The following is a 22,973-nucleotide window of genomic DNA, read 5'->3' on the forward strand; positions in this document are numbered from 1 at the left end:
CTGTCCGAAAGTTCCGCCTACTTGACGCAGGCAGGCCCGGATTGTCCAGTGCCGAGGCAGGCGCATTCAGCCGCAGCCGCCGCGCCTCTGGACCCGGCACGGGTCTTTGGCGATAAGGCTGCCATGACACGCCTGCCCATTGATGACGCCCTGCCCGATCTGATCGCCGCCCTGCGCACGGGCGGCCGCGCCGTGCTGCAGGCCCCACCCGGCGCCGGCAAGACCACCAAGGTACCGCTTGCCATGCTCGAGGCCGGTCTCTGCAATGGGCGCATCATCATGCTGGAGCCACGCCGCCTGGCCGCCCGCGCCGCCGCGGAACGCATGGCCGAAACCCTGGGCGAACGCCCCGGCGAAACCGTGGGCTACCGCATCCGGGGCGAGGCGAAGGTCAGCAAATCCACCCGGATCGAGGTCGTCACCGAAGGCATTCTGACACGGATGCTGCAATCGGCCCCGGATCTGCCCGGCGTCGGAGCGGTGATCTTCGACGAATTCCACGAACGCTCGCTGAATGCTGATCTCGGCCTCGCGCTCTGTCTTGAGGTCGCGGGCGCCCTGCGCGACGATCTGATCCTGCTGGCGATGTCCGCAACGCTGGATGCCGCCCCCGTCAGCGCCCTGATGGAGGCACCGCTCATCACCTCCGAAGGGCGCAGTTTCCCGGTGGAGACCCGCTGGCTCGATACCCCGCTTGGCCCCAAGGCCCGCCGCACCGATGCGCTAGTGGATCTGGTTACCCGCGCCGAGGCAGAAACCCGCAAGGAAGGCGGCGGTATCCTCGTGTTCCTGCCCGGTGAAGGCGAAATCCGCCGTGCCGCTGCCGCGCTCGAAAGTCGACTGCCCGGGAATTGCACGGTGCATCCCCTGTTTGGCGCCCTGCCCTTTGCCCAGCAGCGCGCTGCCATCCAGCCCGCGAAATCAGGGCGCAAGGTGGTGCTGGCGACCTCGATCGCGGAAACCTCGCTCACCATCGATGGGGTCCGCGTGGTGGTCGACATGGGACAATCGCGCCGCGCCCGCTTTGATCCGGGGTCCGGCATGTCGCGGCTGGTCACCGAAAAGGTCACCCGCGCCGAAGCCACCCAGCGTCAGGGCCGCGCAGGACGCGTCAGCGAAGGCATCTGTTACCGCCTCTGGACCAAAGGCGAGGAAGGCGCGCTTGCCGCCTTCCCCCCGGCGGAAATCGCATCCGCCGATCTGGCCGGTCTGGCGCTGGAACTGGCGCTCTGGGGCGCTGGCGCCGGGGATCTCGCCTTTCTGACGCCACCGCCCGAGGGCGCCTTGCAGGAGGCCCGCAACCTTCTGACCCTCTTGGGCGCGCTGGATGCACAGGGCCGCATCACCACCCACGGCAAAGCGCTGTCGGCGCTGCCCCTGCATCCGCGCCTTGGCCATATGTTGCTACGTGCGGGCCCTGATCAGGCCGCCCCTGCGGCAACACTGGCCGCATTGTTGGCCGAGCGCGATCCTCTGCGCGGCGCCCCGTCTGACCTGATGCTGCGGCTGGAGGCGCTGAAGGATCCCAAGGCCTTCCAGCGCAAACGCCCCTATCAACTCGCCTTGCCAGTGGTGGAGCGGATCCGCGCAGAAGCCCGCAGGCTGCAGCAGCAACAGCGCAAGACCCGCTCTGACGCGTCGGTGGTATCAAATCTGTCAGCGGCCGGGCTGGCCGCGCTCGCCTATCCCGACCGCATCGGCCAGCGCCGCAAGGGCGATACGCCGCGCTATGTCCTGTCAGGGGGCAAGGGGGCGGTGCTGTCGCCCGAGGACACGCTGGCCGCCGCGCCTTTCCTCGTGGCGCTGGACACCGACGGCAACCCGCGCGAAGCAAAGATCCGCATGGCGGTGCAGATCGCCCTTGCCGATATTCGCGCGCTGTTTGCCGATCAGATCCGCTGGCAGGACAGTTGCGCCTGGTCCAAACGCGACCGCCGCGTCGTGGCCCGCAGCCAGGAGCGCCTCGGCAGTGTGGTTCTGGATGATCGCATCTGGAAGGACGTCCCGACCGAGGCCATCGCCGAAGCCATGCTCGACGGGGTGCGCGATCTGGGTTTGCGCCTCAGCGGTGCTGCCGCCCGGCTGCTGGCGCGGGTCGAGTTGCTGCGCGCCGATGGGCAGGATCTGCCGGATTTCTCCGACGATGGGCTGATGGCAACGCTGGACGACTGGCTACTGCCGATGCTGACCGGGGTGAAAACCGCGCAGGACTGGAAACAGTTCGACCCGCTGCCCGCCCTGCGGGCCGCCCTCAGCTGGGAGCAGACGCAGCTTCTGGACCGTGAAGCGCCAGGCCATTTCGTCACGCCGCTGGGCCGCAAGATCCCGATCGACTACGGGGAAGAAGTGCCGGAAATCGCAGTGCGATTGCAAGAGATGTTCGGCGTGACCCGCCATCCCGCCGTGGGCGGCGTGCCGCTGAAGGTGACGCTGCTGTCCCCCGCACAGCGCCCGATCCAGATCACCCGCGATCTGCCAGGGTTCTGGGCGGGGTCCTATGCGGACGTGCGCAAGGACATGCGCGCCCAATATCCCAAACATCCCTGGCCCGAAGATCCGACCGGTGCCGATCCAACCCTGCGGGCCAACCGGCGCAAATCCTGAGAGGTCCCAGGGTGAAAAAATCATCGCGCCGGAGCAGCGCGCCCCTGCGCGCTGCTATGCACAACGGCGGAGGCCGCATCTTTGATGCGGCAGATCGCGGGCGGGAGCCCCCCCTCTGCTAGAGCACCGGCCAGCTCAGTCCTTTGCCGCGTCGGCGCGCAGCGCAGGCAGGCCGATCCCGGTGGCTTCGAACCCGCCATCTGCGGCCAGAACCTGACCGGTGATGAAACTCGCCTTCTCTGACAGCAGGAAATTGATCGCCGCTGCGATCTCCTCTTCCTTGCCATACCGGTTCAGCGGCAGCGCATCATGATAGGCGGCGATGATCTCTGGGCTGTGTACCGCCATCGCCAGCTTGGTCGCCACCGGTCCCGGCGCCACCGCGTTGACGCGAATCCCGATCTCGCCCAGCTCTGCCGCCTGTTGCAGCGTCAGCTGCGCCAATGCCGCCTTGGAGGTACCATAGGCCACCCGCAGGGTGCTGGCGCGCAGGCCCGAAATCGAAGTGATATTCACCACCGCCCCGCCACCATCCGCAGCGAGCAGATCGGTAAAGGCCTGGGTCATCAGGAAGGGACCATCCAGATTGGTCTCCATCACCCGACGCCAGCGTTCAAAGGTGGTCTCGCGGATCGGGCCGAAATCGGCGACGCCCGCGTTGTTCACCAGCCCGTCGAGCCGCCCGAAGGCTGCCGTGATCTCCGCGACAGCCCGCTCCACATCCTCGGGGCGCGAAACATCCGCATTGATCAGGGTAAGGCCTGCCACCTCTTTCCCGGCCGCCTCCAGCGCTTCGCTGTCGCGGTCCAGGATCGCCACCTGCCACCCCTCAGCCAGCAGCCCCTTCGCCGTCGCCAGCCCGATCCCGCGTGCCCCGCCGGTCACTAATGCAGCTTTCATCCTTGTCCCCTCCCGCTTTCTTGCTCTGATGGCCTTGCAGCCGGTATCATGTCGAACCTTGGCGCGTCTTTGCCGCCTGCCCGGCTGTTGCGGAAAAAGTTCACAATTCAGAGACGAACTCAAGACACCATTGTAAATTCGCCTTTGGGACATATGTTGTGGTCAACCCCAAATTTACTACCATCTCCCCGTCCGGTTTCCGCCCCGGGGCAAAAGCATAACAAGAAACGAAAGCAGTTCAGGCATGACAACACTCCTCGCCAAGGCTTGGGAAGAGGTATTGCGCCCCCTTATTTTCCGCCCAAAGCGGATTCAGGTGGCAGCCCTGTGCTATCGTACCACCAAATCCGGAAAAGACGTGCTGATGATCACCAGCCGCGGCACCGGTCGCTGGATCATCCCCAAGGGCTGGCCCATCAAAGGCAAGAACGGCCCCGAATCCGCCCTGCAAGAGGCATGGGAAGAGGCCGGCGTTGCCGATGCCCGGATCACCTCTGCCCCGCAGGGCAGCTATCACTACGTCAAGGAACGCGACAACGGCACCCGGCAGCCAGTGGAAACGCTGGTCTATATCGCCGAGGTCCAGCGCATCAAGGATGACTACCCGGAATCCGATCAACGCAAGCGTGTCTGGATGCCCGCGCAAGACGCGGCAAACCTCGTCCGGGAACCAGATTTGCAGTCGATCCTGCGACAATTGTAACAGTTTTATGATGGAATCGTGACACCGGCCTTGCGCCAATGGTGACGCGACGCTACCCGGTGGCCGACTCTTTTCGGCACAGCCGTCTGGCTGGGCATTTGGCATGGGGAACGGCGACATGAGCGAAAAACCCGATAGCAAGCACTGGGAAACCCTCGACAGGGACCTCAACCGGATCTCTCAGCTGGAGCTGGCAACCGCCTATGTCTCCCGCCCCTTGGTCGGCCCCGGCATCTCGCTGGCCTTTATCGTGCTGGCTGGTGCAGCAGCTGCCGTTTTCCTCGGCGGCACGCCCGGCAATTTCATCGTCATCGCTGCTGCGATCTTTGGTGCATATATGGCGCTCAACATTGGCGCCAACGATGTAGCCAACAACATGGGACCGGCGGTGGGTGCCAACGCCCTCACCATGGGCGGCGCCATCCTGATCGCTGCCATCGCCGAAAGCGCCGGTGCCCTCCTCGCCGGGGGCGACGTGGTCTCCACAATCTCAAAGGGCATCATCGATCCCGCCACCGTGGCCACAGCGGATGTGTTCATATGGGCGATGATGGCCGCGCTGGTGTCCTCGGCGCTCTGGGTCAATCTGGCCACCTGGATCGGCGCGCCGGTCTCCACCACCCATTCGGTGGTCGGCGGCGTCATGGGCGCGGGCATTGCTGCCGCAGGCATGTCCGCGGTCAACTGGGCCACCATGGGCAAGATCGCGGCCAGCTGGGTCATCTCGCCGGTTCTGGGCGGCGTCATCGCGGCGCTGTTTCTGGCGGTGATCAAGGCCAAGGTGATCTATCAGGACGACAAGATCGCCGCCGCGCGCCGCTGGGTTCCGATCCTTGTCGCCATCATGGCCGGTGCCTTTGCCGCCTATCTGGCGCTGAAAGGTCTGAAACGGATCATCAAGATCGATCTGGAAATCGCCCTTTTGATCGGTCTTGGCTTTGCCGTGGCAAGCTATCTGATCACCAAGCCGCTGATCGCGCGCCAGTCCGTGGGACTTGAGAACCGCAACAAGTCGCTGAAAATCCTGTTCCGCATCCCGCTGGTGATCTCCGCCGCGCTGCTGTCCTTTGCCCATGGCGCCAACGATGTGGCCAATGCCGTGGGTCCGCTCGCGGCCATCGTGCATGCGGCAGAGTTCGGGGATTTCGCCGCCAAGGTGACGATTCCGACCTGGGTGATGGTCATTGGGGCCTTCGGCATTTCCTTTGGCCTGTTCCTGTTTGGCCCGAAACTGATCCGGATGGTCGGCAGCCAGATCACCAAGCTGAACCCGATGCGCGCCTATTGCGTGTCGCTTTCGGCGGCGATCACAGTGATCGTGGCCAGTTGGCTGGGCCTGCCGGTGTCCTCGACCCATATCGCGGTCGGCGCGGTCTTTGGCGTCGGCTTCTTCCGCGAATGGCACGCCGAGAACCGGTTGCGCAAATTCTCGCTGCAGCGTCCGGAGGAACTGCGCATCGCCCCCGAGGAACGCCGCCGCCGCAAGCTGGTGCGCCGCAGCCATTTCATGACCATCGTAGCCGCCTGGGTGATCACCGTGCCCGCCGCGGCACTGCTGTCCGGTGTTACCTTCTGGCTGCTGACGACGATCATTCGCTAAGCCTCAGCCAGGCACGAACTCGAAAAAAAACCCTCGCCGCTGGTCTGCGGCGAGGGGTTTTACATTGCAAAGGCTAGGTAACGGCTCAGACGCCGAGGCACCAACGCATCACTGCCTTTTGTGCGTGCAGGCGGTTCTCGGCCTCATCAAAGATCACCGACTGCGGACCATCCATCACGGCAGAGGTCACTTCCTCTTCACGGTGGGCCGGCAGGCAGTGCATGAACAGGGCGTCGTCCTTGGCATGGGCCATCAGCGCGTCATTCACCTGATAGGGGCGCAGCATGTTGTGGCGCCGCTCTTTCGAGGACTGGCTGTCATGCATGGAAACCCAGGTGTCCGCCACAACCAGATCGGCGCCTTCCACGGCCTTGACCGGGTCGCGTTCGATCACGACCTTCGATCCTGCCTTGCGCGCCAGACCGACGAATTCATCCTCGGGGTCCAGCTGCGCCGGGCCGGTAAAGGTCAGGTCAAACCCGAATTGTCCCGCCGCATGCAGGAAGGAGGCGCAGACATTGTTGCCGTCGCCGGTCCAGACCACCTTCTTGCCTTTGATCGGGCCGCGGTGCTCTTCATAGGTCAGGATATCGGCCATGATCTGACAGGGGTGCGTGCGGTCGGTCAGACCATTGATCACCGGCACATCGGCATATTCCGACATTTCGATTAGCACCGATTCATCAAAGGTTCGGATCATGATCAGATCCACATAGCGCGACAACACGCGGGCGGTGTCGGCGATGGTTTCACCGTGGCCCAGCTGCATGTCGTTGCCCGACAGAACCATGGTTTGCCCGCCCATCTGGCGCACGCCAACATCAAAGGAAACGCGGGTCCGGGTCGACGGCTTTTCAAAGATCAGCGCCACCATGCGCCCGTCCAGCGGCTGTTCGTCATCCGGGGCGCCTTTTGGGCGGCCCAGGCGCGCCTGTTTCATCGCGCCGGCTTGATCGATGATGCCCCTCAGAGCTGCTGCATCGGTTTTGTGGATATCAAGAAAATGGTTCATGTCTTGTCACTTTTTGTCAGGGTGAAGCCGGGGGCATATCCCCCGCCTTCGCAATTGATCTGAAGGGTCCGCTCAGGCCGCGGCGACTTGTTTGGCCGCCTTCTCAAGACGCTGAAGCGCCTCGGCGATATCCTCGTCGGTCAGGTTCAGGGGAGGCAGAAGGCGGATCACATTGTCAGCCGCCGGAACGGTGACGACCTCGTTATCATAGCCCGCGTTGACCACATCGATGTTCACCGCTTTGCATTTGAGCCCCAGCATCAGCCCCGATCCGCGCACCTCTTCGAAGACCTCGGGATGGCTGGCCACCAGCCCCTCCAGCTTCTGGCGCAGCAGGCCCGCCTTGCGGTTCACCTCGGCCAGGAACTCCGGATCGGCGACCGCATCCATCACCGCGCAGCCCACCGCGCAGCCCAGCGGGTTGCCGCCGTAGGTGGAGCCATGGGTGCCCGCGGTCATGCCGCTGGCCGCATCCTCGGTGGCGAGCACCGCGCCGAGCGGGAAGCCACCACCGATGCCCTTGGCCACCATCATGATGTCAGGAGTAATGCCCGCCCATTCATGGGCAAAGAGCTTGCCAGTCCGGCCCACGCCGCATTGCACCTCGTCAAGGATCAGCAGAATGCCGTGTTCGTCGCAAAGATCCCGCAGACCTTTCATGCAGCTATCGGGCAGCGGGCGAATGCCGCCCTCCCCCTGTACCGGTTCGATCAGGATCGCAGCGGTCTTGTCATTGATCGCCGCCGCCACCGCGTCGTGATCATTCCACGGCAAGTGCACAAAGCCCGGCAGCAGCGGACCAAAGCCCTTGGTCATCTTTTCCGAGCCCGCCGCCGCGATACCCGCAGAGGACCGGCCGTGGAAGGACCCTTCGAAGGTGATGATCTCGACCCGGTCGGGCTGGCCCTTGTCGTAGAAATACTTGCGCGCCATCTTCACCGCCAATTCGCAGCTTTCAGTGCCCGAATTGGTGAAGAAGACCGTATCGGCAAAGGTCGTTTCGACCAGCCTATCCGCCAGCGCCTGCTGTTGCGGGATCTGATAGAGGTTCGACACATGCCACAGGTTCTGCGCCTGGGTGGTCAGCGCCTCGACCAGGGCCGGATGGGCATGGCCCAGCGCATTCACCGCGATCCCGGCGCCCAGATCCAGGAATCGGCGCCCGTCGGCCTCGATCAGCCAGGCGCCTTCGCCTTTGACGAACTGAAGCGGAGCACGATTGTAGGTCGGCAGAACGGACGGGATCATCAGGATCATCCTTTTTGAAACATTGAGGCCAAAGCTGTGCATAGCCGGGCCGGAGGGTCAATACTGTAGTCGGAGGGGGTTTGTACCATCATCTCGGCACAGGGGATCAAAGGCGCCACAGGGGCACTGGCGCTGCGGTTTACGCAGTCCGGCGTCGGCGTCGAAGCGCAGAGATATGTGCACGTTTGATCATGGAATGGGTCCATAAGGGAGCTTTGCGCAAAAAGGAACCCCTTTTGTGCAGCCCACCTGAACAATTCGGCGGCGCCGCCAGTATTCGGCCTTCGGGCCCCGCGGTAACTTCACCGTTGACCGCGCTTTTTTCCCTTGCATGTCCGCGGGCACGGGCGCACCGATTGCGCATGAAAACTCCGACACCGCAAAAACCGATGCTGGCCGCCGCGCTGATCCTATTGGCAACCGCCTTTATCGCGGCGACAACGCTGATGGCGAAATCGCTGGGCACCGACGCTCTCGGGCCTGCGCTGCACCCGCTGCAGATCTCGCACGGGCGGTTTATCTTTGCCTTCGTGGTGATCTCCTCGGTGTTGGCGCTGGTGCGCCCCCGGCTGACCCGGCCGCACTGGGGGCTGCATATCGGACGTACCGCCTTTGGCTGGGGCGGTGTGACGCTGATGTTTGCCGCTGTTGCCTATATCCCACTGGCCAATGCCACGGCGATCACCTTTCTCAACCCGGTGTTCTGCATGCTGCTGGCGATCCCCCTTCTGGGCGAGCGCGTCGGCCCCTGGCGCTGGGGCGCGGCGGGGATCGCCTTTATCGGCGCGATGATCCTGCTCCGCCCGGCACCGGAAAGCTTTCAGCCAGCGGCCCTTCTGGCACTGGGCGCGGCAGCGGTGATGGGGCTGGAGCTGATTTTCATCAAGAAACTGTCGGGGCGCGAGGCGCCCTTGCAGATCCTGTGGTTCAACAACGGCATTGGTGTTCTGATCGCCAGCCTGGCGGTGCTGCCGGTCTGGCAGATGCCAACGCCGATGCAATGGGGCGCGCTGGCGGCACTGGGCGCGCTGATGGCCTGCGCGCAGGCCTGTTTCATCAACGGAATGGCGCGGGGGGATGCCTCTTTCGTGGCGCCCTTCAGCTATGCCACGCTGATCTTTGCCGCGTGCTACGACTTCCTCGGCTTTGGCGTGGTACCGGACGGGGTGACCGTTCTTGGCGCCTGCGTCATCCTGACAGGCGCCGCCATTCTGGCCTGGCGCGAGGGACGCCAGGCAAAACCGGCCTGAGGCCGCCCTTTATGCCTTCAGGCGATAACCCCGACGCAGCATCGACCAAGCCAGCAGGCTGATGGCGACCGTGGCGCCAACGCAAACCGTCGCGCCCAGCAGCGGCGAGCTGTCGGAGGTGCCGATCACCCCGTAGCGCACGCCATCAATCAGGTAGAACACCGGGTTGGCATGGGAAATCGCCTGCAGCACCGGCGGCAGCGACTCGACCGAATAGAAAGTGCCCGACAGAAAGGCCAGCGGCGTCACGATGAAGTTGGTGATCGCGGCCATCTGGTCGAACTTGTCCGCGAAAACACCGGCGACGATGCCCAGCCCGCCCAGGAACGCCGCGCCCATCACGATGAAGAACAGCGCGACCAGCGGATGCGCGGGCACGATCTGAAGCGCCAGCATCAGACCCAGCCCGATGGCCAGCGCCACCACCACACCTCGCGCGATGGCCCCGGCAAGGTAGCCCAGCAGCATCTCAAGCCCCGACAACGGCGGCATCAGCGTATCGACGATATTGCCCTGCACCTTGGAAATCACGATCGAGGAAGAGGTATTGGCAAAAGCGTTCTGGATCACAGTCATCATCATGATCCCCGGCGCCAGGAAGGTCAGGAAAGGCACCCCCATCACATCGCCACGCTTCGGACCGATCGCGATGTTGAAGATCATCAGGAACAGCGCCGCCGTCATCAGCGGCGCCAGCAGCGTCTGGGTCCAGACCACCGAGAAGCGCTTGATCTCGCGCATCGCCAGCGTCTGCAGCCCCAGCCAGTTCACCCGACCGAACCGGCGCTCTCCCATTCCGACCCGGTATTCTGTTTCCGTCTCTGCCATGGTGCTTTCCTCGTTCCAGTCTTATGCGTGCTCCGGCGTGCCGCCCGTGCCCCATCTGCATACCTGCTGCATCCGCAGGTGCAAGACGCCTTGTAACTCGGGCCGCAGTGATTAAAATAGGCGTTTATATCGGAACTCGATGGCGGCCGCAGGATTCTGGGGCCGCTTTCAGCTTGGAAAGGCAACATATGTCCTGGACAGACGAGCGCGTCGAATTGCTCAAGAAAATGTGGGGCGAAGGTCAGTCGGCCAGCCAGATCGCCAAGGAGCTGGGCGGGGTCACCCGCAACGCCGTGATTGGCAAGGTGCACCGCCTCGGCCTGTCCAACCGCGCAGCCGGTGGCGCCAAAGCCGCCGAGCCCAAGGAAAAACCGGCAGCTGCTGCCGCTGCCAAACCGGCGCCAAAGCCAAAGCCACAGCCAAAGACGGAACCGGCCCGTCCGGCAACTCCGCCGCCTGCGGCCGCTGCCAGCGCGCCTGAAACCAAGGCCGCCATTCCGGCCCGCAAGCAGATCATTCCGGCTGGTCAGCCGCTGCCGCCGCAGCCTTCTGCCAATGAGATCAGCCCCGAAGCCCTGGCCAAGGTCAACGAGATCGAAAAGAAGGCCAAGAAGCTGACGCTGATGGAGCTGACCGAACGCACCTGCAAATGGCCGGTGGGCGACCCCGCGACCGAGGATTTCTGGTTCTGCGGTCTGCCCGTTCAGCAAGGCAAACCCTATTGCGAAGCCCACGTCGGCGTCGCCTTCCAGCCGATGAGCGCCCGCCGCGACCGCAAACGGTAATCGGCTCCGGGCCCACTGCTCGCATTTTGGACCTTTTTTCCCAATCAAAAAAGCCCCGCCGTTCCCGTGCGGGGCTTTTTATTGTCACATGGAATTTCGTGGGGTGCCTGAAAAGGGGCAGCCCCGCTGCTGCTCAGTGCCCCTCAGGCGCAGAGGACTCGAAATTAGGGATAACCCGTTCCGAGGCTTCATCCGGCTCGATACCCGGCCAGTTACCTTCGGCGATGTTGATATTGCCGGGGATGTCCTCTTCCCAGAAGCCCACCACGTTCTTGGTGATGTTGAGGTACAGCTTGTCATCCACGATCCGCCACAGGTTCGGGTTGGCCGGCACCTTGCCGCCCTTGGATACCCCATAGGCGCAGTGCCCGTCATACTGCGGCGCGTAGTATTCCGGGTTCTTCAGGAACATCTCGCGGTTCTCTTCGCTGGCAAAGGCAAAGCGGGCACCGTTGTACTCGGCCACGATATCCGCACGGCCCGGCACTGCGGCAGGCTGCACCTCGCCCACCGGCACCTGGGTGAGGCTGCGATAGGCAACCACGTCATAGCCAGAGACCGCAAAACCGGTGCCGTCAATATATTGCTCCCCTGCAAAAGCAGAGCTTCCAATCGTCAGGGCCGCGATGGCAGCCAGTGCAAAACGTTTCATGTCTTGATCCTTTCCTCATTCGGCACCGATCCGGGACATGACGTGTCACAGGGGGTCCTGCTCCACCGGTCTGCCGATCCACTACAACTGCAACTACAATATCCGGCGCAGACCCTTTGCGAAGGGGCGCTCACACAGCTGTGTCTCTGCGTGACCGCAGGCCGCCCCCTGCACGGTTGCACGAAAAAGATCGCACCCACACCTTCCAGTCATTGGAATTTTTGACGAGTATCCTACGTCAGAGACGTCAATCCGAACCGGGCCGCGCCCCGCGCCGCCCGCCACCACATACAGAACAGGGCCCATCCACATGAGTGATACGAGCTATACCCCGCCGAAAGTCTGGACTTGGGAACAGGAAAGCGGCGGACGCTTCGCCTCGATCAACCGTCCCATCGCAGGCGCCACCCACGACAAGGAACTGCCGGTCGGCAAGCATCCCTTCCAGCTCTACTCGCTGGCCACCCCCAATGGCGTCAAGGTCACCGTGATGTTCGAAGAGCTGCTGGCCAAGGGCCACTCCGGCGCCGAATACGACGCCTGGCTGATCAACATCGGCGAAGGCGATCAATTCGGATCGGGCTTTGTCGACATCAACCCTAATTCGAAAATCCCCGCCCTGATGGACCGCAGCGGCGACACCCCGGTTCGAGTGTTTGAATCCGGCTCGATCCTAGTGCACCTGGCCGAGAAATTCGGCGAGTTCCTGCCCAAGTCCGGGCCGGAGCGCACCGAAGTGATGAACTGGCTGTTCTGGCAGATGGGCAGCGCGCCTTATCTGGGCGGCGGTTTTGGCCATTTCTACGCCTATGCGCCGGAAAAATGGCAATATCCGATCGACCGTTTCGCCATGGAAACCAAGCGTCAGCTAGACGTTCTGGAACGCCAGCTTGATGGCAACGCCTTCATCGCGGGGGATAACTACAGCATCGCAGACATGGCGATCTGGGCCTGGTATGGCCAGCTGGTGCTGGGCCGCCTGTACGATGCGGCAGAATTCCTAGACGTGGCGAGCTACACCAATGTGGTGCGCTGGGCCAAGGACATCGACGCGCGCCCCGCGGTCAGCCGTGGCCGCATGGTCAACCGCGCCTTTGGCGAATTGCACACCCAGCTGCGCGAGCGCCATGACGCCGGTGATTTCGACACCCGCACCCAAGACAAGCTGGAAACCGAGGACAGCTGAGACTGACAGTCAGCGGACGTGGGCGCCCTGCCCCGTCCGCCCCTGCATGAAAGGCACGGCGGGTCGCCGCCGTGCCACGCGAACTGATTATTTCAAACGCGGTGGTTTGTCCGGATCGCTGCCGGGCGCGACTGGCTGATAGACCTGCGGCGCCTCTGGCTGCGGCAGATCAAACCGCAGCCCTACCCGTGACAGGCTGGCCGCAGCCGTATCGGACGCCTGGAAAAACCCGACATCCAGCGCCCCAGCCTCGATCCCGGAAAAGGTCAACGCCTCGCCCACCGCCTTGGCCAGGGCATCCCGCGCGGCGTCCTTGGCATCGACAAAGCCCAGCAGATGCCCCTGCCCGCCACCCTGGTAGCGCACTGCCACCAGATAGGCCGATTGCGCCAGCCCAGCCGCAGTCGCCAGTTTGGTATCCAGCGCCGTCAGCAGAAGATCCGGAAGACCGGCGGGCGGCAGGAAGCTTTCGATGGCCGCCTCTACCTGATCCGGCGCATGACCCAGAGTTTCTTCAAGCCAGCCAATCGCCTCGGCCGGGATCAGCATGGCAGAGGGGGCGACCTCAAGATTGACGCCCAGACCGATCCCCTGCCCCGACAGCATCTGCACGATCCCCCGCCCGGCCAGCGCCGCATAGGGCACCGCGCGCCCGGCAAACTGGGCGAGCCGCTCTTCGCGGTCGAAGACCAGGACGAAGCGCCCCTCGGGCGTGTCGAACAGGGCCGGCTCCAGCTTGTCGTTCTCGACTTCCTTTTCCAGCATCAGAAAGAGTTCGGCATCCGATAGCCGTTCGTAGAACCGCAGACGCGCGGCATCCGACGCGGGCTCTGCCTCCATCTGTGCGTGGGCCTGATCCAGCGGCGTTGGCATTGTCATCACAAAAGCTCCTTGACCCGGTGCCGCAGCGCGGGCAGCAGATCTGTTTCAAACCAGGGGTGGCGTTTCAGCCATGCGGTATTGCGCCAGGACGGATGAGGCAAGGGAAAGACGCGCGGCGCATGCGCGCGCCAATCGGCAACCGTATCGCTAACCCGGGCCTTTTTCCCCAGATGATGCTGCTGCGCATAGCCTCCCACAAGCACCGTCAGCTCAACCTCGGGAAGGACGGACATCACCCTGTGCTGCCAGGTGCGAGCGCATTCCGGCGGCGGCGGCAGATCCGCCTTTTTCGCGTTATACCCCGGAAAACAAAAGGCCATCGGGACGATGGCGATCTGGTCCCGGTCATAGAAAACATCCTCGGAAATCCCCAGCCACTGGCGCAACCGGTCGCCGGAGGCATCCGTATAGGGGCGTCCGCTGTCATGGACCCGCAGACCCGGCGCCTGTCCCGCGATCAGGATCCGTGCTGAGGGGCGGAACCAGACCACCGGGCGCGGCGCATGCCGCGTGGCCGTGGCGGCAAACCGTTGCGCACAAAGGCGGCAACCGGAAATCTCCTGCGTCAGCGCCGCGCAGTCATGGAAACTTTGCCTCATCATCGTTTCCCTTTTGGAAACAAAATCGCTATAGAATGGCCCAAATTGTCCTCGCCCAGATGCATCGACCGCTTGCTGCCCTGCCCATGGACGAAGAGTAAAGCAGCGGTTCAGAATTTATGTCACAATTTGACATAACAAAGCCCGATTTCACGCGTAGGACGTTAATATAATTCAGGTAACCAAACCTGATCAAATCGCCGCGATCAGAACCGTGGCACAGTGCAGCGGTCCTTTTTAAGGGCCATCCGAGGCAAGAGGCCGGACAACGGACCAGACAGGCAAGACCGGAACAAGCCATGCTTGAGTTTGAAAATGTCAGCAAGTCCTTCTGGACCGGCACCCAGCGCAAGGTGATCCTTGACCGGGTGTCTTTTCGCGTGGAGCTGGGTAAATCCATGGGCATCCTGGCCCCGAACGGCACCGGCAAGACCACTCTGATCAACATGATGGCGGGCCTTGAGAAACCAGACGAGGGCGAAATCCGACGAGGCTGCAAGATTTCCTTTCCGCTGGGTTTCATGGGCGGCGTCATCAACCGCCTGTCCGGCATGGAAAACAGCCGTTACATCGCCAAACTCTATGGGCTGGACCCGGATTATGTCGAAGCCTACTGCCGCTGGCTTTGCGGGCTTGGCGAATACTTCGACCAACCCCTTGGCACCTATTCCTCGGGCATGCGGGCACGGTTCAGTTTTTCGCTGATGCTGGCGCTGGATTTCGATATCTATCTGATCGACGAAGGCATGCCCAGCACGACCGATGTGGAATTCAACCGCAAGGCCGGCTCGATCCTGCAGGAACGCCTGCAGACAACCACCATCGTGATCGTGTCCCACCAGCCTAAAACGCTGGAAAAATTCGCCCGCTCCGCAGCCGTTCTGATGGACGGGCAATTGCATATGTTTGAAACCTTGGAAGAGGCAAAGCAGCTCTATGACTACCAAACCCAAGGCTAAGAAATTCCGCATCCGCCGCACATCGAGCGGCGCCGCCGCTGCGGCTGCAGCGCGCCCTGTCGAGGCCCCAGGCCCCGACAGCAGCGCCAAAGCCGCAGGAGCAACAACGCAGGCTAGCGCGTCTGAGGTCAAATCCACTCAGGCCACGGCTTCAGCAGGGCAAAAAGACGCGAAACCCAGCGCCGCGACCGGGCAGGCAATGTCCGGCCAGGTCAGCAGCGCGCGTGAGACCAAGACCTCCACGGATATCGACGAGATCCGCCGTGAAGGGCTGACCGGCCGTCAGCTGCGCATGGCACGGCGCGTGGCGCAGCAGCACAATCTGCCGGTTACCTCGGATTTCGAAGCCGTCCGCCTGCTCCGCCTGAAAGGGATTGATCCCTTCAAGCGTTCCAACATGCTGGAACTGGTGGTCCCACAGAACAAGGCCCGGCCAGAGGGCGCTCCGGACCCCGGCGCGATCCAGCTGCCGCAGACCGTGCCCGCCGCCAAGACGACCCTACCCTCGACCGAGCTGAGCCCGGCAGAGCGTCGCAACAAAGAAATCCAGGAAATCCAGCGAGATATCGCCAAGCGGCGGCGGCGCAAGCTGTGGCTGCTCTTGGGGCGGCTCAGCTTTTTCGTGATGCTGCCGACGCTGATCACCGGATACTATTTCTATGCCGTGGCAACGCCGATGTATTCGGCCAAATCCGAATTTCTGGTGCTCAAGGCCGACAGCGCCGGGTCGATGAGCGGTCTGCTTTCGGGAACGCAATTTGCCACCAGCCAGGATTCCACTGCGGTACAAAGCTTTCTGCAATCAAAGGAAGCCATGCTGCGGCTGGATGAAGAAGTCGGCTTCAAGGCGCATTTCACCCAGGACTGGATCGACCCGATTCAACGTCTGGACCCAGCCGCAAGCAACGAACAGGCTTACAAGATCTACTCGCGCAACGTCAAAATCGGCTATGATCCGACCGAGGGCGTGATCCGGATGGAAGTCACCGCGGCTGATCCGGTGGTCTCTGCGGAATTCTCGGACCGGCTGATCTCCTACGCGCAGGAAAAGGTAAACCACCTATCCGAACAGAAACGCTCCGATCAGGTGGGCGAGGCAGAGGCCGCGCTCGAACTGGCGGAGACGAAACGCCGTCAGGCTCAGGAACATCTGGTGCGGCTGCAACAAAAAGGCGCGGTTCTAGATCCCGAAGGCGTGATCCTGTCACTGCGTTCGCAGATTTCCACCTTTGAGGTGCAGCTGCAGGAGAAGGAGCTGGAACTGGCCGCCCTGATGGACAACACCCGCCCCAACCAGGCCAAGGTGGCCGGTGCAGAGGCTGATATCTCCCGTCTGGAGGCGTTGATTCAGCGGCTCAACGACCGGATGACCGATGCCGCTGCTGGCGAAAACTCGCTCGCCAGCCTCAGTGTGCAGATCCAGATGGCTCAGGCTGATCTCGCAACCCGCGATCTGATGCTGCAATCGGCCTTGCAGCAAGTGGAAACCACCCGCATGGAGGCCAACCGTCAGGTCCGTTACCTGACTACCGCGGTTGAACCGGTTCCCAGCGAGGAACCCTCCTATCCGCGAAAGTTCGAAAATACGATTTTGGCTTTCCTGATCTTTTCCGGTATTTACCTGATGTGCTCGCTTACAGCATCCATTCTCCGGGAACAGGTATCCTCTTAACGCTATGAAACACATCAAAATCGCCGGGCTGACGATCAGCAATGACTGTCCTCTGACAGTGATTGCCGGTCCTTGCCAGCTGGAAACCGCCGACCACGCCCGCATGATCGCAGGCAAAATGAAAGAGGCCTGCGCGGCCGCCGGGGCGCAATATGTGTTCAAGGCCTCCTACGACAAGGCCAACCGGACCTCTTTGTCCGGCAAGCGCGGCCTTGGTCTTGACGAGGGGCTGAAGGTTCTCGGCGATATCCGCCGTGAATTCGACGTGCCGGTGCTGACCGATGTGCATACCGAGGAACAATGCGCCGTAGCCGCCGAAGCCGTGGATATCCTGCAGATCCCCGCCTTCCTGTGCCGCCAGACCGATATGCTGCTGGCAGCGGGCAAGACCGGCAAGGCCGTCAACATCAAGAAGGGGCAGTTTCTAGCGCCCTGGGACATGGCCAATGTGGTAGCCAAGGTGGAAAGCACCGGCAATGAGAACATCCTGCTGACTGAACGGGGCGCCTCCTTTGGTTACAACGCGCTGGTGGCGGATATGCGCTCGCTACCGATCATGGCGCAGACCGGCTATCCCGTGGTGATGGATGCCACCCACGCGGTGCAGCAACCCGGTGGACAGGGCGGCTCTTCGGGTGGCAAGCGTGAATTCGCGCCTGTCATGGCCCGGGCTGCCGTTTCCCTGGGCATCGGTGCGGTTTTCATCGAGACCCACGAAGATCCCGATAGCGCCCCCTCGGATGGCCCCAATATGATCTATCTCGACCAGATGCCGAAACTGATCGAGACGTTGATGGCCTTTGACCAGCTCGCCAAGGCAAACCCGATTTCGATTTGATGCCCGAAAGTGAATTTAATGACTAAACCGATCTCCCCCGTCACCCCGAACACCTGGTCCTTCCTGCGCGATCCGATGATCACGCCGACCGGTTTTCGCGAATATGACGCCCGCTGGAAATACCCCGAGGAAATCAACCTGCCCGGCATGACGGCCCTTGGCCTTGGCCTTGGCACCCAGATCCACAAACGCGGGATTGAGCCTGTGATCGCGGTCGGCAACGATTACCGCGACTATTCGCTGGCGATCAAGCAGGCGCTGATCCTGGGCCTGATGCAGGCCGGCATCCGCGTCAAGGACATCGGCCCGGCGGTCTCTCCCATGGCCTATTTCGCGCAGTTCCATCTTGACGTGCCTGCCGTCGCCATGGTCACCGCCAGTCACAACCCGAATGGCTGGACCGGCGTAAAGATGGGCTTTGAGCGCCCGCTGACCCACGGCCCGGATGAAATGGCCGAGCTGCGTGATATCGTCCTCAACGGCGAAGGCGTGGCCCGCGATGGCGGCTCGTATGAATTCGTCGATGGCGTCAAGGAAGCCTACCTTGATGATCTGGTCGGCGACTTCAAGATGACCCGCAAGCTGAAGGTGGTCTGCGCCACCGGCAACGGCACCGCCTCGGCCTTTGGCCCCGAGCTGTTCGAGCGGATCGGCGTCGAGGTGGTCCCCAGCCACAACGAGCTGGACTACACCTTCCCCAACTACAACCCCAACCCCGAAGCCATGGAAATGCTGCACGACATGTCCGACAGCGTCAAAGCCTCGGGTGCGGATTTCGCGCTCGGATTTGATGGCGATGGCGACCGCTGCGGCGTGGTGGATGACGAAGGCGAAGAGATCTTTGCCGACAAGGTTGGCGTCATCATGGCGCGGGACCTCAGCAAGATCTATCCGAACGCGACCTTTGTCGCTGATGTGAAATCCACTGGCCTTTTTGCCTCGGACCCCGAGCTGCAGAAAAACGGCGTTAAAGCCGATTACTGGAAGACTGGCCACAGCCACATGAAACGGCGCGTGAAGGAAATCGGCGCCTTGGCGGGGTTTGAAAAATCCGGCCACTACTTCCTCGCCGAACCGGTGGGTCGCGGCTATGACTGCGGCATGCGCGTGGCGGTCGAGATCTGCAAACTGATGGACCGCAACCCGGACATGAAGATGTCGGATCTCCGCAAGGCGCTGCCCAAGACCTGGTCGACCCCGACAATGTCCCCCTATTGCGCCGATACCGAGAAATACGACGTGTTGGAGCGCCTTGTTGCCAAACTGGTGGCCAAGGCTGAGGCTGGCGAGAAAATCGCAGGTCGCGCCATCAAAGAAGTCGTCACCGTCAACGGCGCCCGCGTGATCCTGGACAATGGATCCTGGGGGCTGGTGCGCGCCTCTTCCAACACGCCGAACCTGGTGGTGGTTTGCGAAAGCAGCGACAGTGACGAAGAGCTGCGCGCGATCTTTGCCGATATCGATGCGGTGATCCGCACCGAACCGCTGGTCGGGGACTACGATCAGACGATCTGATCAAGTTGTTGACTGACTGAAGGTCTTTCGCCCGGGCCATGGCCCGGACGACCGCCGCGCCCAGCTTTGGTGGGCGCGGCTTTTTCATTTCAGCTCAGGAGCGCCTTCCGGCCCGGCTCAGTTACCCTGCAACAGCCGCAGCAGCTGGTCCTTGGCTTCCTGCTCAATCCGGTCCTTGATCACCTCGTTCAGGTCCTGCTCCGGCGCGATCTCGGTCTCCAGCTCCGGCGCGATCTCGGTCTCCAGCTCCTCGCTCAGCTTTTCGCGCACGCGGTCCTTGGCCTCCTGCTCGATCTCGTCGATCTGCGGCTGCAGGGCGGATTTCAGATCGGGCCGGATTTTTGGCGCGCTCCACGGTCCGGTGATGGCAACCGGGATCGACAACCCGGCGCCGCCATCCGCTCCCTGCAGGGTGGGCGTGAAACGGTAATCCAGATCCCGCGCGCCCAGACCGATCCGGCCTGCACCTTCGGCCCGGAGCCCCTTGATGATGACCAACAGATCGTTGTTCTGCAGGTTACCGTTTGCGATCGTGTAGCTGCCAGTCAACTGTTCGAACACCGTGCTGCCGCCATTACCCGAGCCGGAGCGCATCAGGTCCTCAAGGTCGAAACCGGTGAAAAAGCCTTTGCCTGCCTCCAACCAGCCCTTGCCGCTGAGCGAGCGCATGATCGCATCCACCGAATTGCCAACGCCCAGGTATTCGATCTCCCCCAGCGCGGCGCCATGCAAGCGGTCATAGCCCGCCGTCTGCCCAAGCGCCTGTTCCAGCTGGATATCGTTGAAGGACAGCTTGCCGCCCACCGACAGGCCGTTGCGGTTGTTGGCCACGACCTGCCCGGTCACCTGTCCGCCGAACATGGTGGCAGGCTGGGCCTTCAGCACCGCGCGGGCGCGGTCCAGAGTGAATGTCAGCTTGCTTTCGCCAAGGTTATACCCCGCCGCCGACAGGCTCTGGAAGGTCAGGACAGCGGTGCCGTTGAAGGCTGACAGGGCCGAGGCATCAATCTGCTCCTTGGGCCAACCATCGGGCGCACTGCCCGCGACCGATCCACTGCTCTCGACGGGCGAGTCCAGCCCCGGAAAGGACAGCGCACCAGCCGACAGCTGCGCCGTCACCTCTGGCACATCCGCCATGACAAGATCCGCAGCCCCCTGCAGGGTGTTGCCATCCAGATCCAGTGACAGATCGCGCAGCGCCAGACGCCCATCCGGCGTATAGGTGGCATCGGCGCCGACCACAGCAGCCTGCCCCAGCCCCTTGGGGAGAGAGACCTCACCACCGCCCAGCGCCGCGATGAAACCGGCGCTATCCGTGGTTTTCAGCGTCACCCGCCCCGATCCTGCCCCATCGATCCCGGCCCGGCCGTCGAACATCAGCACGCCGCCGGGCCCGCTGACAGTCCCCCCGACCGAAGACACCCGCCCGGTGAGGAATTCCGCAAATGTGCCGATCTCTGCCTTCACCTGAACCGGCGCCTCGACCGGGCGCAACGTCATCTCCATATCCACGGTACCGCCGGGATCCGGCCAGCTGAGCGCCAGATCGATGGCCTTCATCTCAACCGGCGTACCTCCATGCGGCGCATAGCGCAGCGAGGCCCCGGTCAGGGTCAACTTTTCGATCTGAACCGCCAGATCGCTGCCCTCCTGCGGGGAGGCGTCAGTCTCCGCACCCGCGGTTGCCTTGGGCGACATCACCCAGTTCCCGGTGCCATCAGCGCGGGTCGACAGGTTCAAATGCGGCAGCAAGGCGGTCACTTCGGTCACCCGTACCTTGCCGCGCAGCAGGTCAGCGGCAGCGATCCCGATGGACATCCGCGCTGCCCGCAGCATCGGCTCGGGTCCCGCCCACTCGGCATTCGACAGGGTCACGCCTTCGGTTCTGACCCCAAGCACCGGCCAGAGGCTGAAGCCCACCTCGCCCTGAAACTCAAGCTTGCGGCCGGTCTGCGCCTCGAGCTGCTGCGCCGCCAGCGCCGCGACTTTCTCTCCCGGCAGCATGAAGACCACCCCGATCAACACGGCAAGCGTCAGCAATATTGCCGAAAGAACCCGAATGATCAGCCGCATAGCACCCTCCGCTGCCTGTTTCCCCCGAGGATACAGTGCGCCCCGCAAGGCGCAATAGTCGGTTGGCCCGGACAGTGTCGCGGACAGACTTCACCATTGCCGCATCGGAAATTTCATCAGCGGACAGCCCCCGGCACAAGCCACGGAGCCTATTGAACCAAGAAACAGCCTTCAGATGTGAGCGGAGCTTACCCGTCAGCGACCAGTGCCCCCCAAAGGTCGTACTCCCCGGCCTCGTCCACTTCGACGGAGACCAGATCGCCCACCTTCAGACCTTCGGTGCCCTCGTCGATGAACAGGTTGCCGTCGATCTCGGGCGCGTCGGCCTTGGTGCGGCAGGTGGCGATGCCGTCTTCGTCGATGTCGTCCACGATGACTTGCATAGTCTGGCCGACCTTGGCCGCCAGCTTGGCCTCGGAAATCGCCTGCGCCTTTTCCATGAAGCGTTCCCAGCGCTCCTGCTTCACCTCTTCGGCCACGTGATCCGGCAGATCATTGGAGCGCGCGCCGTCGACGTTTTCGTATTTGAAACAGCCAACCCGGTCGAGTTGCGCCTCATCCATCCAGTCGAGAAGATGCTGGAACTCCGCCTCCGTCTCGCCGGGGTAGCCGACGATGAAGGTGGAGCGCAGGGTGATCTCCGGGCAGATCTCGCGCCAGGCGCGGATTTCGTCCAGCGTTTTCGCCGCCGCTGCGGGGCGTGCCATGCGTTTCAGCACATCCGGGTGGGCGTGCTGAAAGGGGATGTCTAGATAGGGCAGAAGCGCGTTGTCCGGGTCCGCCATCAACGGGATCAACTCGCGCACGTGCGGATACGGATAGACATAATGCAGCCGCACCCAAAGGTCCGATGCAGGTGCCAACTGCCCCAGCGCCCGCGACAGATCGGTGATATGGCTGCGTATCTCGCCCTCTTTCCAGGGGTTCACATCGTATTTGCGGTCGAGCCCATAGGCCGAGGTATCCTGACTGATCACCAGAAGTTCGCGCACGCCTGCATCGACCAGCTTCTCCGCCTCGCGCAGCACGGCGTGGGCGGGGCGCGAGACCAGCCGCCCGCGCATGTCCGGGATGATGCAGAACTTGCACTTGTGATTGCAGCCTTCCGAGATCTTCAGATAGCTGAAGTGCCGGGGCGTCAGGCTGACGCCGGTTGCAGGCAGCAGGTCGACAAAGGGATCGGGCGCAGGCGGCACAGCAGCGTGTACGGCATCCAGCACCTGTTCATACTGGTGTGGACCGGTGACGGCCAGAATGCGCGGATGATGTTCGCGGATATAGTCCGGCTCGGCGCCAAGGCAGCCGGTGACGATAACCTTGCCATTTTCCTTCAGCGCCTCACCGATGGCGTCCAGACTTTCGGCCTTGGCACTGTCGAGGAACCCGCAGGTATTGACGATCACCGCATCGGCGCCCGCGTAATCGGCAGAGATGCCGTATCCTTCGGCGCGCAGCCGGGTCAGGATGCGCTCACTGTCCACCAACGCCTTGGGGCAGCCGAGCGACACCATGCCAAGGGTCGGCTGGTCTTTGCGCGGGGCATCACCGAACTGGGCTTTCGGGGCGAGGTCGGGGCGGAGGTCTGGCGGATTGCTGGTCATGGCTGCGCATATAGTACGCGCGTGTGGCTTTGGGAATGGATGTTTTCAGCGGGAGCACCGCCTCTT

19 protein-coding genes are annotated in these 22,973 nt (G+C 62.8%); 10 read left to right on the top strand and 9 right to left on the bottom strand.

The window, feature by feature from the left end:
- The first annotated feature begins 123 nt into the window (after positions 1-123).
- A complete protein-coding gene (hrpB, locus tag SM765_RS10465) occupies positions 124-2,604 on the top strand; it encodes an ATP-dependent helicase HrpB (RefSeq protein ID WP_274837763.1) in 2,481 nt (826 codons plus the stop codon).
- 135 nt (positions 2,605-2,739) lie between these two features.
- Here hrpB and SM765_RS10470 read toward each other — a convergent pair whose 3' ends face one another.
- Entirely contained in the window at positions 2,740-3,504 is a 765-nt protein-coding gene (locus tag SM765_RS10470; RefSeq protein ID WP_065272957.1) for an SDR family NAD(P)-dependent oxidoreductase, read from the bottom strand.
- A 244-nt stretch (positions 3,505-3,748) separates the two neighbouring features.
- Between SM765_RS10470 and SM765_RS10475 the strand changes: the two genes are divergently transcribed.
- Both SM765_RS10475 and SM765_RS10480 read left to right on the top strand, forming a co-directional pair.
- Positions 3,749-4,207: an NUDIX hydrolase gene (locus tag SM765_RS10475; RefSeq protein WP_065272956.1), complete on the top strand. Its 459-nt coding sequence runs from the start codon at positions 3,749-3,751 to the stop codon at positions 4,205-4,207.
- A 118-nt stretch (positions 4,208-4,325) separates the two neighbouring features.
- Positions 4,326-5,807, top strand: a complete 1,482-nt coding sequence (locus SM765_RS10480; protein WP_274837764.1) for an inorganic phosphate transporter — start codon at positions 4,326-4,328, stop codon at positions 5,805-5,807.
- 85 nt (positions 5,808-5,892) lie between these two features.
- Here SM765_RS10480 and argF read toward each other — a convergent pair whose 3' ends face one another.
- Both argF and SM765_RS10490 read right to left on the bottom strand, forming a co-directional pair.
- Complete coding sequence (argF, locus tag SM765_RS10485) at positions 5,893-6,819, bottom strand: ornithine carbamoyltransferase (protein ID WP_065272955.1); 927 nt, start codon at positions 6,817-6,819, stop codon at positions 5,893-5,895.
- Between the two features lie 72 nt (positions 6,820-6,891).
- A complete protein-coding gene (locus tag SM765_RS10490; RefSeq protein ID WP_274837765.1) occupies positions 6,892-8,067 on the bottom strand; it encodes an aspartate aminotransferase family protein in 1,176 nt (391 codons plus the stop codon).
- 362 nt (positions 8,068-8,429) lie between these two features.
- Between SM765_RS10490 and SM765_RS10495 the strand changes: the two genes are divergently transcribed.
- The gene (locus SM765_RS10495; protein ID WP_274837766.1) at positions 8,430-9,317 is read left to right on the top strand and encodes a DMT family transporter; all 888 of its coding nucleotides are present in this window, start codon (positions 8,430-8,432) and stop codon (positions 9,315-9,317) included.
- A 9-nt stretch (positions 9,318-9,326) separates the two neighbouring features.
- Here SM765_RS10495 and SM765_RS10500 read toward each other — a convergent pair whose 3' ends face one another.
- Entirely contained in the window at positions 9,327-10,145 is an 819-nt protein-coding gene (locus tag SM765_RS10500; protein WP_274830102.1) for an ABC transporter permease, read from the bottom strand.
- 188 nt (positions 10,146-10,333) lie between these two features.
- Between SM765_RS10500 and SM765_RS10505 the strand changes: the two genes are divergently transcribed.
- The gene (locus tag SM765_RS10505; RefSeq protein WP_065272952.1) at positions 10,334-10,930 is read left to right on the top strand and encodes a GcrA family cell cycle regulator; all 597 of its coding nucleotides are present in this window, start codon (positions 10,334-10,336) and stop codon (positions 10,928-10,930) included.
- A 133-nt stretch (positions 10,931-11,063) separates the two neighbouring features.
- Here SM765_RS10505 and SM765_RS10510 read toward each other — a convergent pair whose 3' ends face one another.
- Positions 11,064-11,582 carry a YHS domain-containing (seleno)protein gene (locus SM765_RS10510; RefSeq protein ID WP_274830103.1) on the bottom strand — a complete coding sequence of 173 codons (519 nt, stop codon included), beginning with the start codon at positions 11,580-11,582 and terminating at the stop codon, positions 11,064-11,066.
- Between the two features lie 310 nt (positions 11,583-11,892).
- On the opposite strand from SM765_RS10510, the gene yghU reads away from it, so the two are divergent.
- On the top strand, positions 11,893-12,768 hold the full coding sequence (gene yghU, locus SM765_RS10515; protein WP_065272950.1) for a glutathione-dependent disulfide-bond oxidoreductase: 876 nt from the start codon (positions 11,893-11,895) through the stop codon (positions 12,766-12,768).
- Between the two features lie 87 nt (positions 12,769-12,855).
- Here the strand turns inward: yghU and SM765_RS10520 are convergent, their stop codons facing one another.
- The gene (locus tag SM765_RS10520; protein WP_274830104.1) at positions 12,856-13,647 is read right to left on the bottom strand and encodes an SseB family protein; all 792 of its coding nucleotides are present in this window, start codon (positions 13,645-13,647) and stop codon (positions 12,856-12,858) included.
- Positions 13,647-14,249, bottom strand: coding sequence for a uracil-DNA glycosylase family protein (locus tag SM765_RS10525; protein ID WP_274835025.1), 603 nt, complete (start codon positions 14,247-14,249; stop codon positions 13,647-13,649). The genes SM765_RS10520 and SM765_RS10525 overlap by 1 nt, the downstream gene beginning before the upstream one ends.
- Before the next feature lie 299 nt (positions 14,250-14,548).
- Between SM765_RS10525 and SM765_RS10530 the strand changes: the two genes are divergently transcribed.
- From SM765_RS10530 to SM765_RS10545, 4 genes are read left to right on the top strand one after another with little or no spacing between them, the layout of a single operon-like run.
- On the top strand, positions 14,549-15,208 hold the full coding sequence (locus SM765_RS10530) for an ABC transporter ATP-binding protein (protein WP_065272948.1): 660 nt from the start codon (positions 14,549-14,551) through the stop codon (positions 15,206-15,208).
- Entirely contained in the window at positions 15,186-16,880 is a 1,695-nt protein-coding gene (locus tag SM765_RS10535) for a KpsE/RkpR family capsule polysaccharide export protein (RefSeq protein WP_065272947.1), read from the top strand. The genes SM765_RS10530 and SM765_RS10535 overlap by 23 nt, the downstream gene beginning before the upstream one ends.
- A gap of 4 nt (positions 16,881-16,884) precedes the next feature.
- Positions 16,885-17,718 (top strand): 3-deoxy-8-phosphooctulonate synthase, encoded by an 834-nt coding sequence (gene kdsA / locus SM765_RS10540; protein ID WP_274837767.1) that lies wholly within the window; start codon positions 16,885-16,887, stop codon positions 17,716-17,718.
- Between the two features lie 18 nt (positions 17,719-17,736).
- Positions 17,737-19,233 carry a phosphomannomutase/phosphoglucomutase gene (locus SM765_RS10545; RefSeq protein ID WP_274837768.1) on the top strand — a complete coding sequence of 499 codons (1,497 nt, stop codon included), beginning with the start codon at positions 17,737-17,739 and terminating at the stop codon, positions 19,231-19,233.
- A gap of 117 nt (positions 19,234-19,350) precedes the next feature.
- Here SM765_RS10545 and SM765_RS10550 read toward each other — a convergent pair whose 3' ends face one another.
- Together SM765_RS10550 and rimO are read right to left on the bottom strand one after the other, a co-directional pair.
- Positions 19,351-21,306 carry an AsmA family protein gene (locus tag SM765_RS10550; RefSeq protein ID WP_368981503.1) on the bottom strand — a complete coding sequence of 652 codons (1,956 nt, stop codon included), beginning with the start codon at positions 21,304-21,306 and terminating at the stop codon, positions 19,351-19,353.
- Positions 21,307-21,494: 188 nt separating this feature from the next.
- The gene (gene rimO, locus SM765_RS10555) at positions 21,495-22,907 is read right to left on the bottom strand and encodes a 30S ribosomal protein S12 methylthiotransferase RimO (RefSeq protein WP_274837770.1); all 1,413 of its coding nucleotides are present in this window, start codon (positions 22,905-22,907) and stop codon (positions 21,495-21,497) included.
- Positions 22,908-22,973 lie beyond the last annotated feature (66 nt).

It is taken from the genome of Pseudophaeobacter sp. 1A09344 (assembly GCF_041008745.1).
Taxonomy (GTDB): domain Bacteria; phylum Pseudomonadota; class Alphaproteobacteria; order Rhodobacterales; family Rhodobacteraceae; genus Phycobacter; species Phycobacter gallaeciensis_A.

Excerpts from the sequence above, each read along its gene's own strand:
- hrpB (WP_274837763.1), top strand. The coding sequence starts at position 124 with ATGACACGCCTGCCCATTGATGACGCCCTGCCCGATCTGATCGCCGCC.
- SM765_RS10470 (WP_065272957.1), bottom strand. The coding sequence starts at position 3,504 with ATGAAAGCTGCATTAGTGACCGGCGGGGCACGCGGGATCGGGCTGGCG.
- SM765_RS10475 (WP_065272956.1), top strand. The coding sequence starts at position 3,749 with ATGACAACACTCCTCGCCAAGGCTTGGGAAGAGGTATTGCGCCCCCTT.
- SM765_RS10480 (WP_274837764.1), top strand. The coding sequence starts at position 4,326 with ATGAGCGAAAAACCCGATAGCAAGCACTGGGAAACCCTCGACAGGGAC.
- argF (WP_065272955.1), bottom strand. The coding sequence starts at position 6,819 with ATGAACCATTTTCTTGATATCCACAAAACCGATGCAGCAGCTCTGAGG.
- SM765_RS10490 (WP_274837765.1), bottom strand. The coding sequence starts at position 8,067 with ATGATCCCGTCCGTTCTGCCGACCTACAATCGTGCTCCGCTTCAGTTC.
- SM765_RS10495 (WP_274837766.1), top strand. The coding sequence starts at position 8,430 with ATGAAAACTCCGACACCGCAAAAACCGATGCTGGCCGCCGCGCTGATC.
- SM765_RS10500 (WP_274830102.1), bottom strand. The coding sequence starts at position 10,145 with ATGGCAGAGACGGAAACAGAATACCGGGTCGGAATGGGAGAGCGCCGG.
- SM765_RS10505 (WP_065272952.1), top strand. The coding sequence starts at position 10,334 with ATGTCCTGGACAGACGAGCGCGTCGAATTGCTCAAGAAAATGTGGGGC.
- SM765_RS10510 (WP_274830103.1), bottom strand. The coding sequence starts at position 11,582 with ATGAAACGTTTTGCACTGGCTGCCATCGCGGCCCTGACGATTGGAAGC.
- yghU (WP_065272950.1), top strand. The coding sequence starts at position 11,893 with ATGAGTGATACGAGCTATACCCCGCCGAAAGTCTGGACTTGGGAACAG.
- SM765_RS10520 (WP_274830104.1), bottom strand. The coding sequence starts at position 13,647 with ATGACAATGCCAACGCCGCTGGATCAGGCCCACGCACAGATGGAGGCA.
- SM765_RS10525 (WP_274835025.1), bottom strand. The coding sequence starts at position 14,249 with ATGAGGCAAAGTTTCCATGACTGCGCGGCGCTGACGCAGGAGATTTCC.
- SM765_RS10530 (WP_065272948.1), top strand. The coding sequence starts at position 14,549 with ATGCTTGAGTTTGAAAATGTCAGCAAGTCCTTCTGGACCGGCACCCAG.
- SM765_RS10535 (WP_065272947.1), top strand. The coding sequence starts at position 15,186 with ATGACTACCAAACCCAAGGCTAAGAAATTCCGCATCCGCCGCACATCG.
- kdsA (WP_274837767.1), top strand. The coding sequence starts at position 16,885 with ATGAAACACATCAAAATCGCCGGGCTGACGATCAGCAATGACTGTCCT.
- SM765_RS10545 (WP_274837768.1), top strand. The coding sequence starts at position 17,737 with ATGACTAAACCGATCTCCCCCGTCACCCCGAACACCTGGTCCTTCCTG.
- SM765_RS10550 (WP_368981503.1), bottom strand. The coding sequence starts at position 21,306 with ATGCGGCTGATCATTCGGGTTCTTTCGGCAATATTGCTGACGCTTGCC.
- rimO (WP_274837770.1), bottom strand. The coding sequence starts at position 22,907 with ATGACCAGCAATCCGCCAGACCTCCGCCCCGACCTCGCCCCGAAAGCC.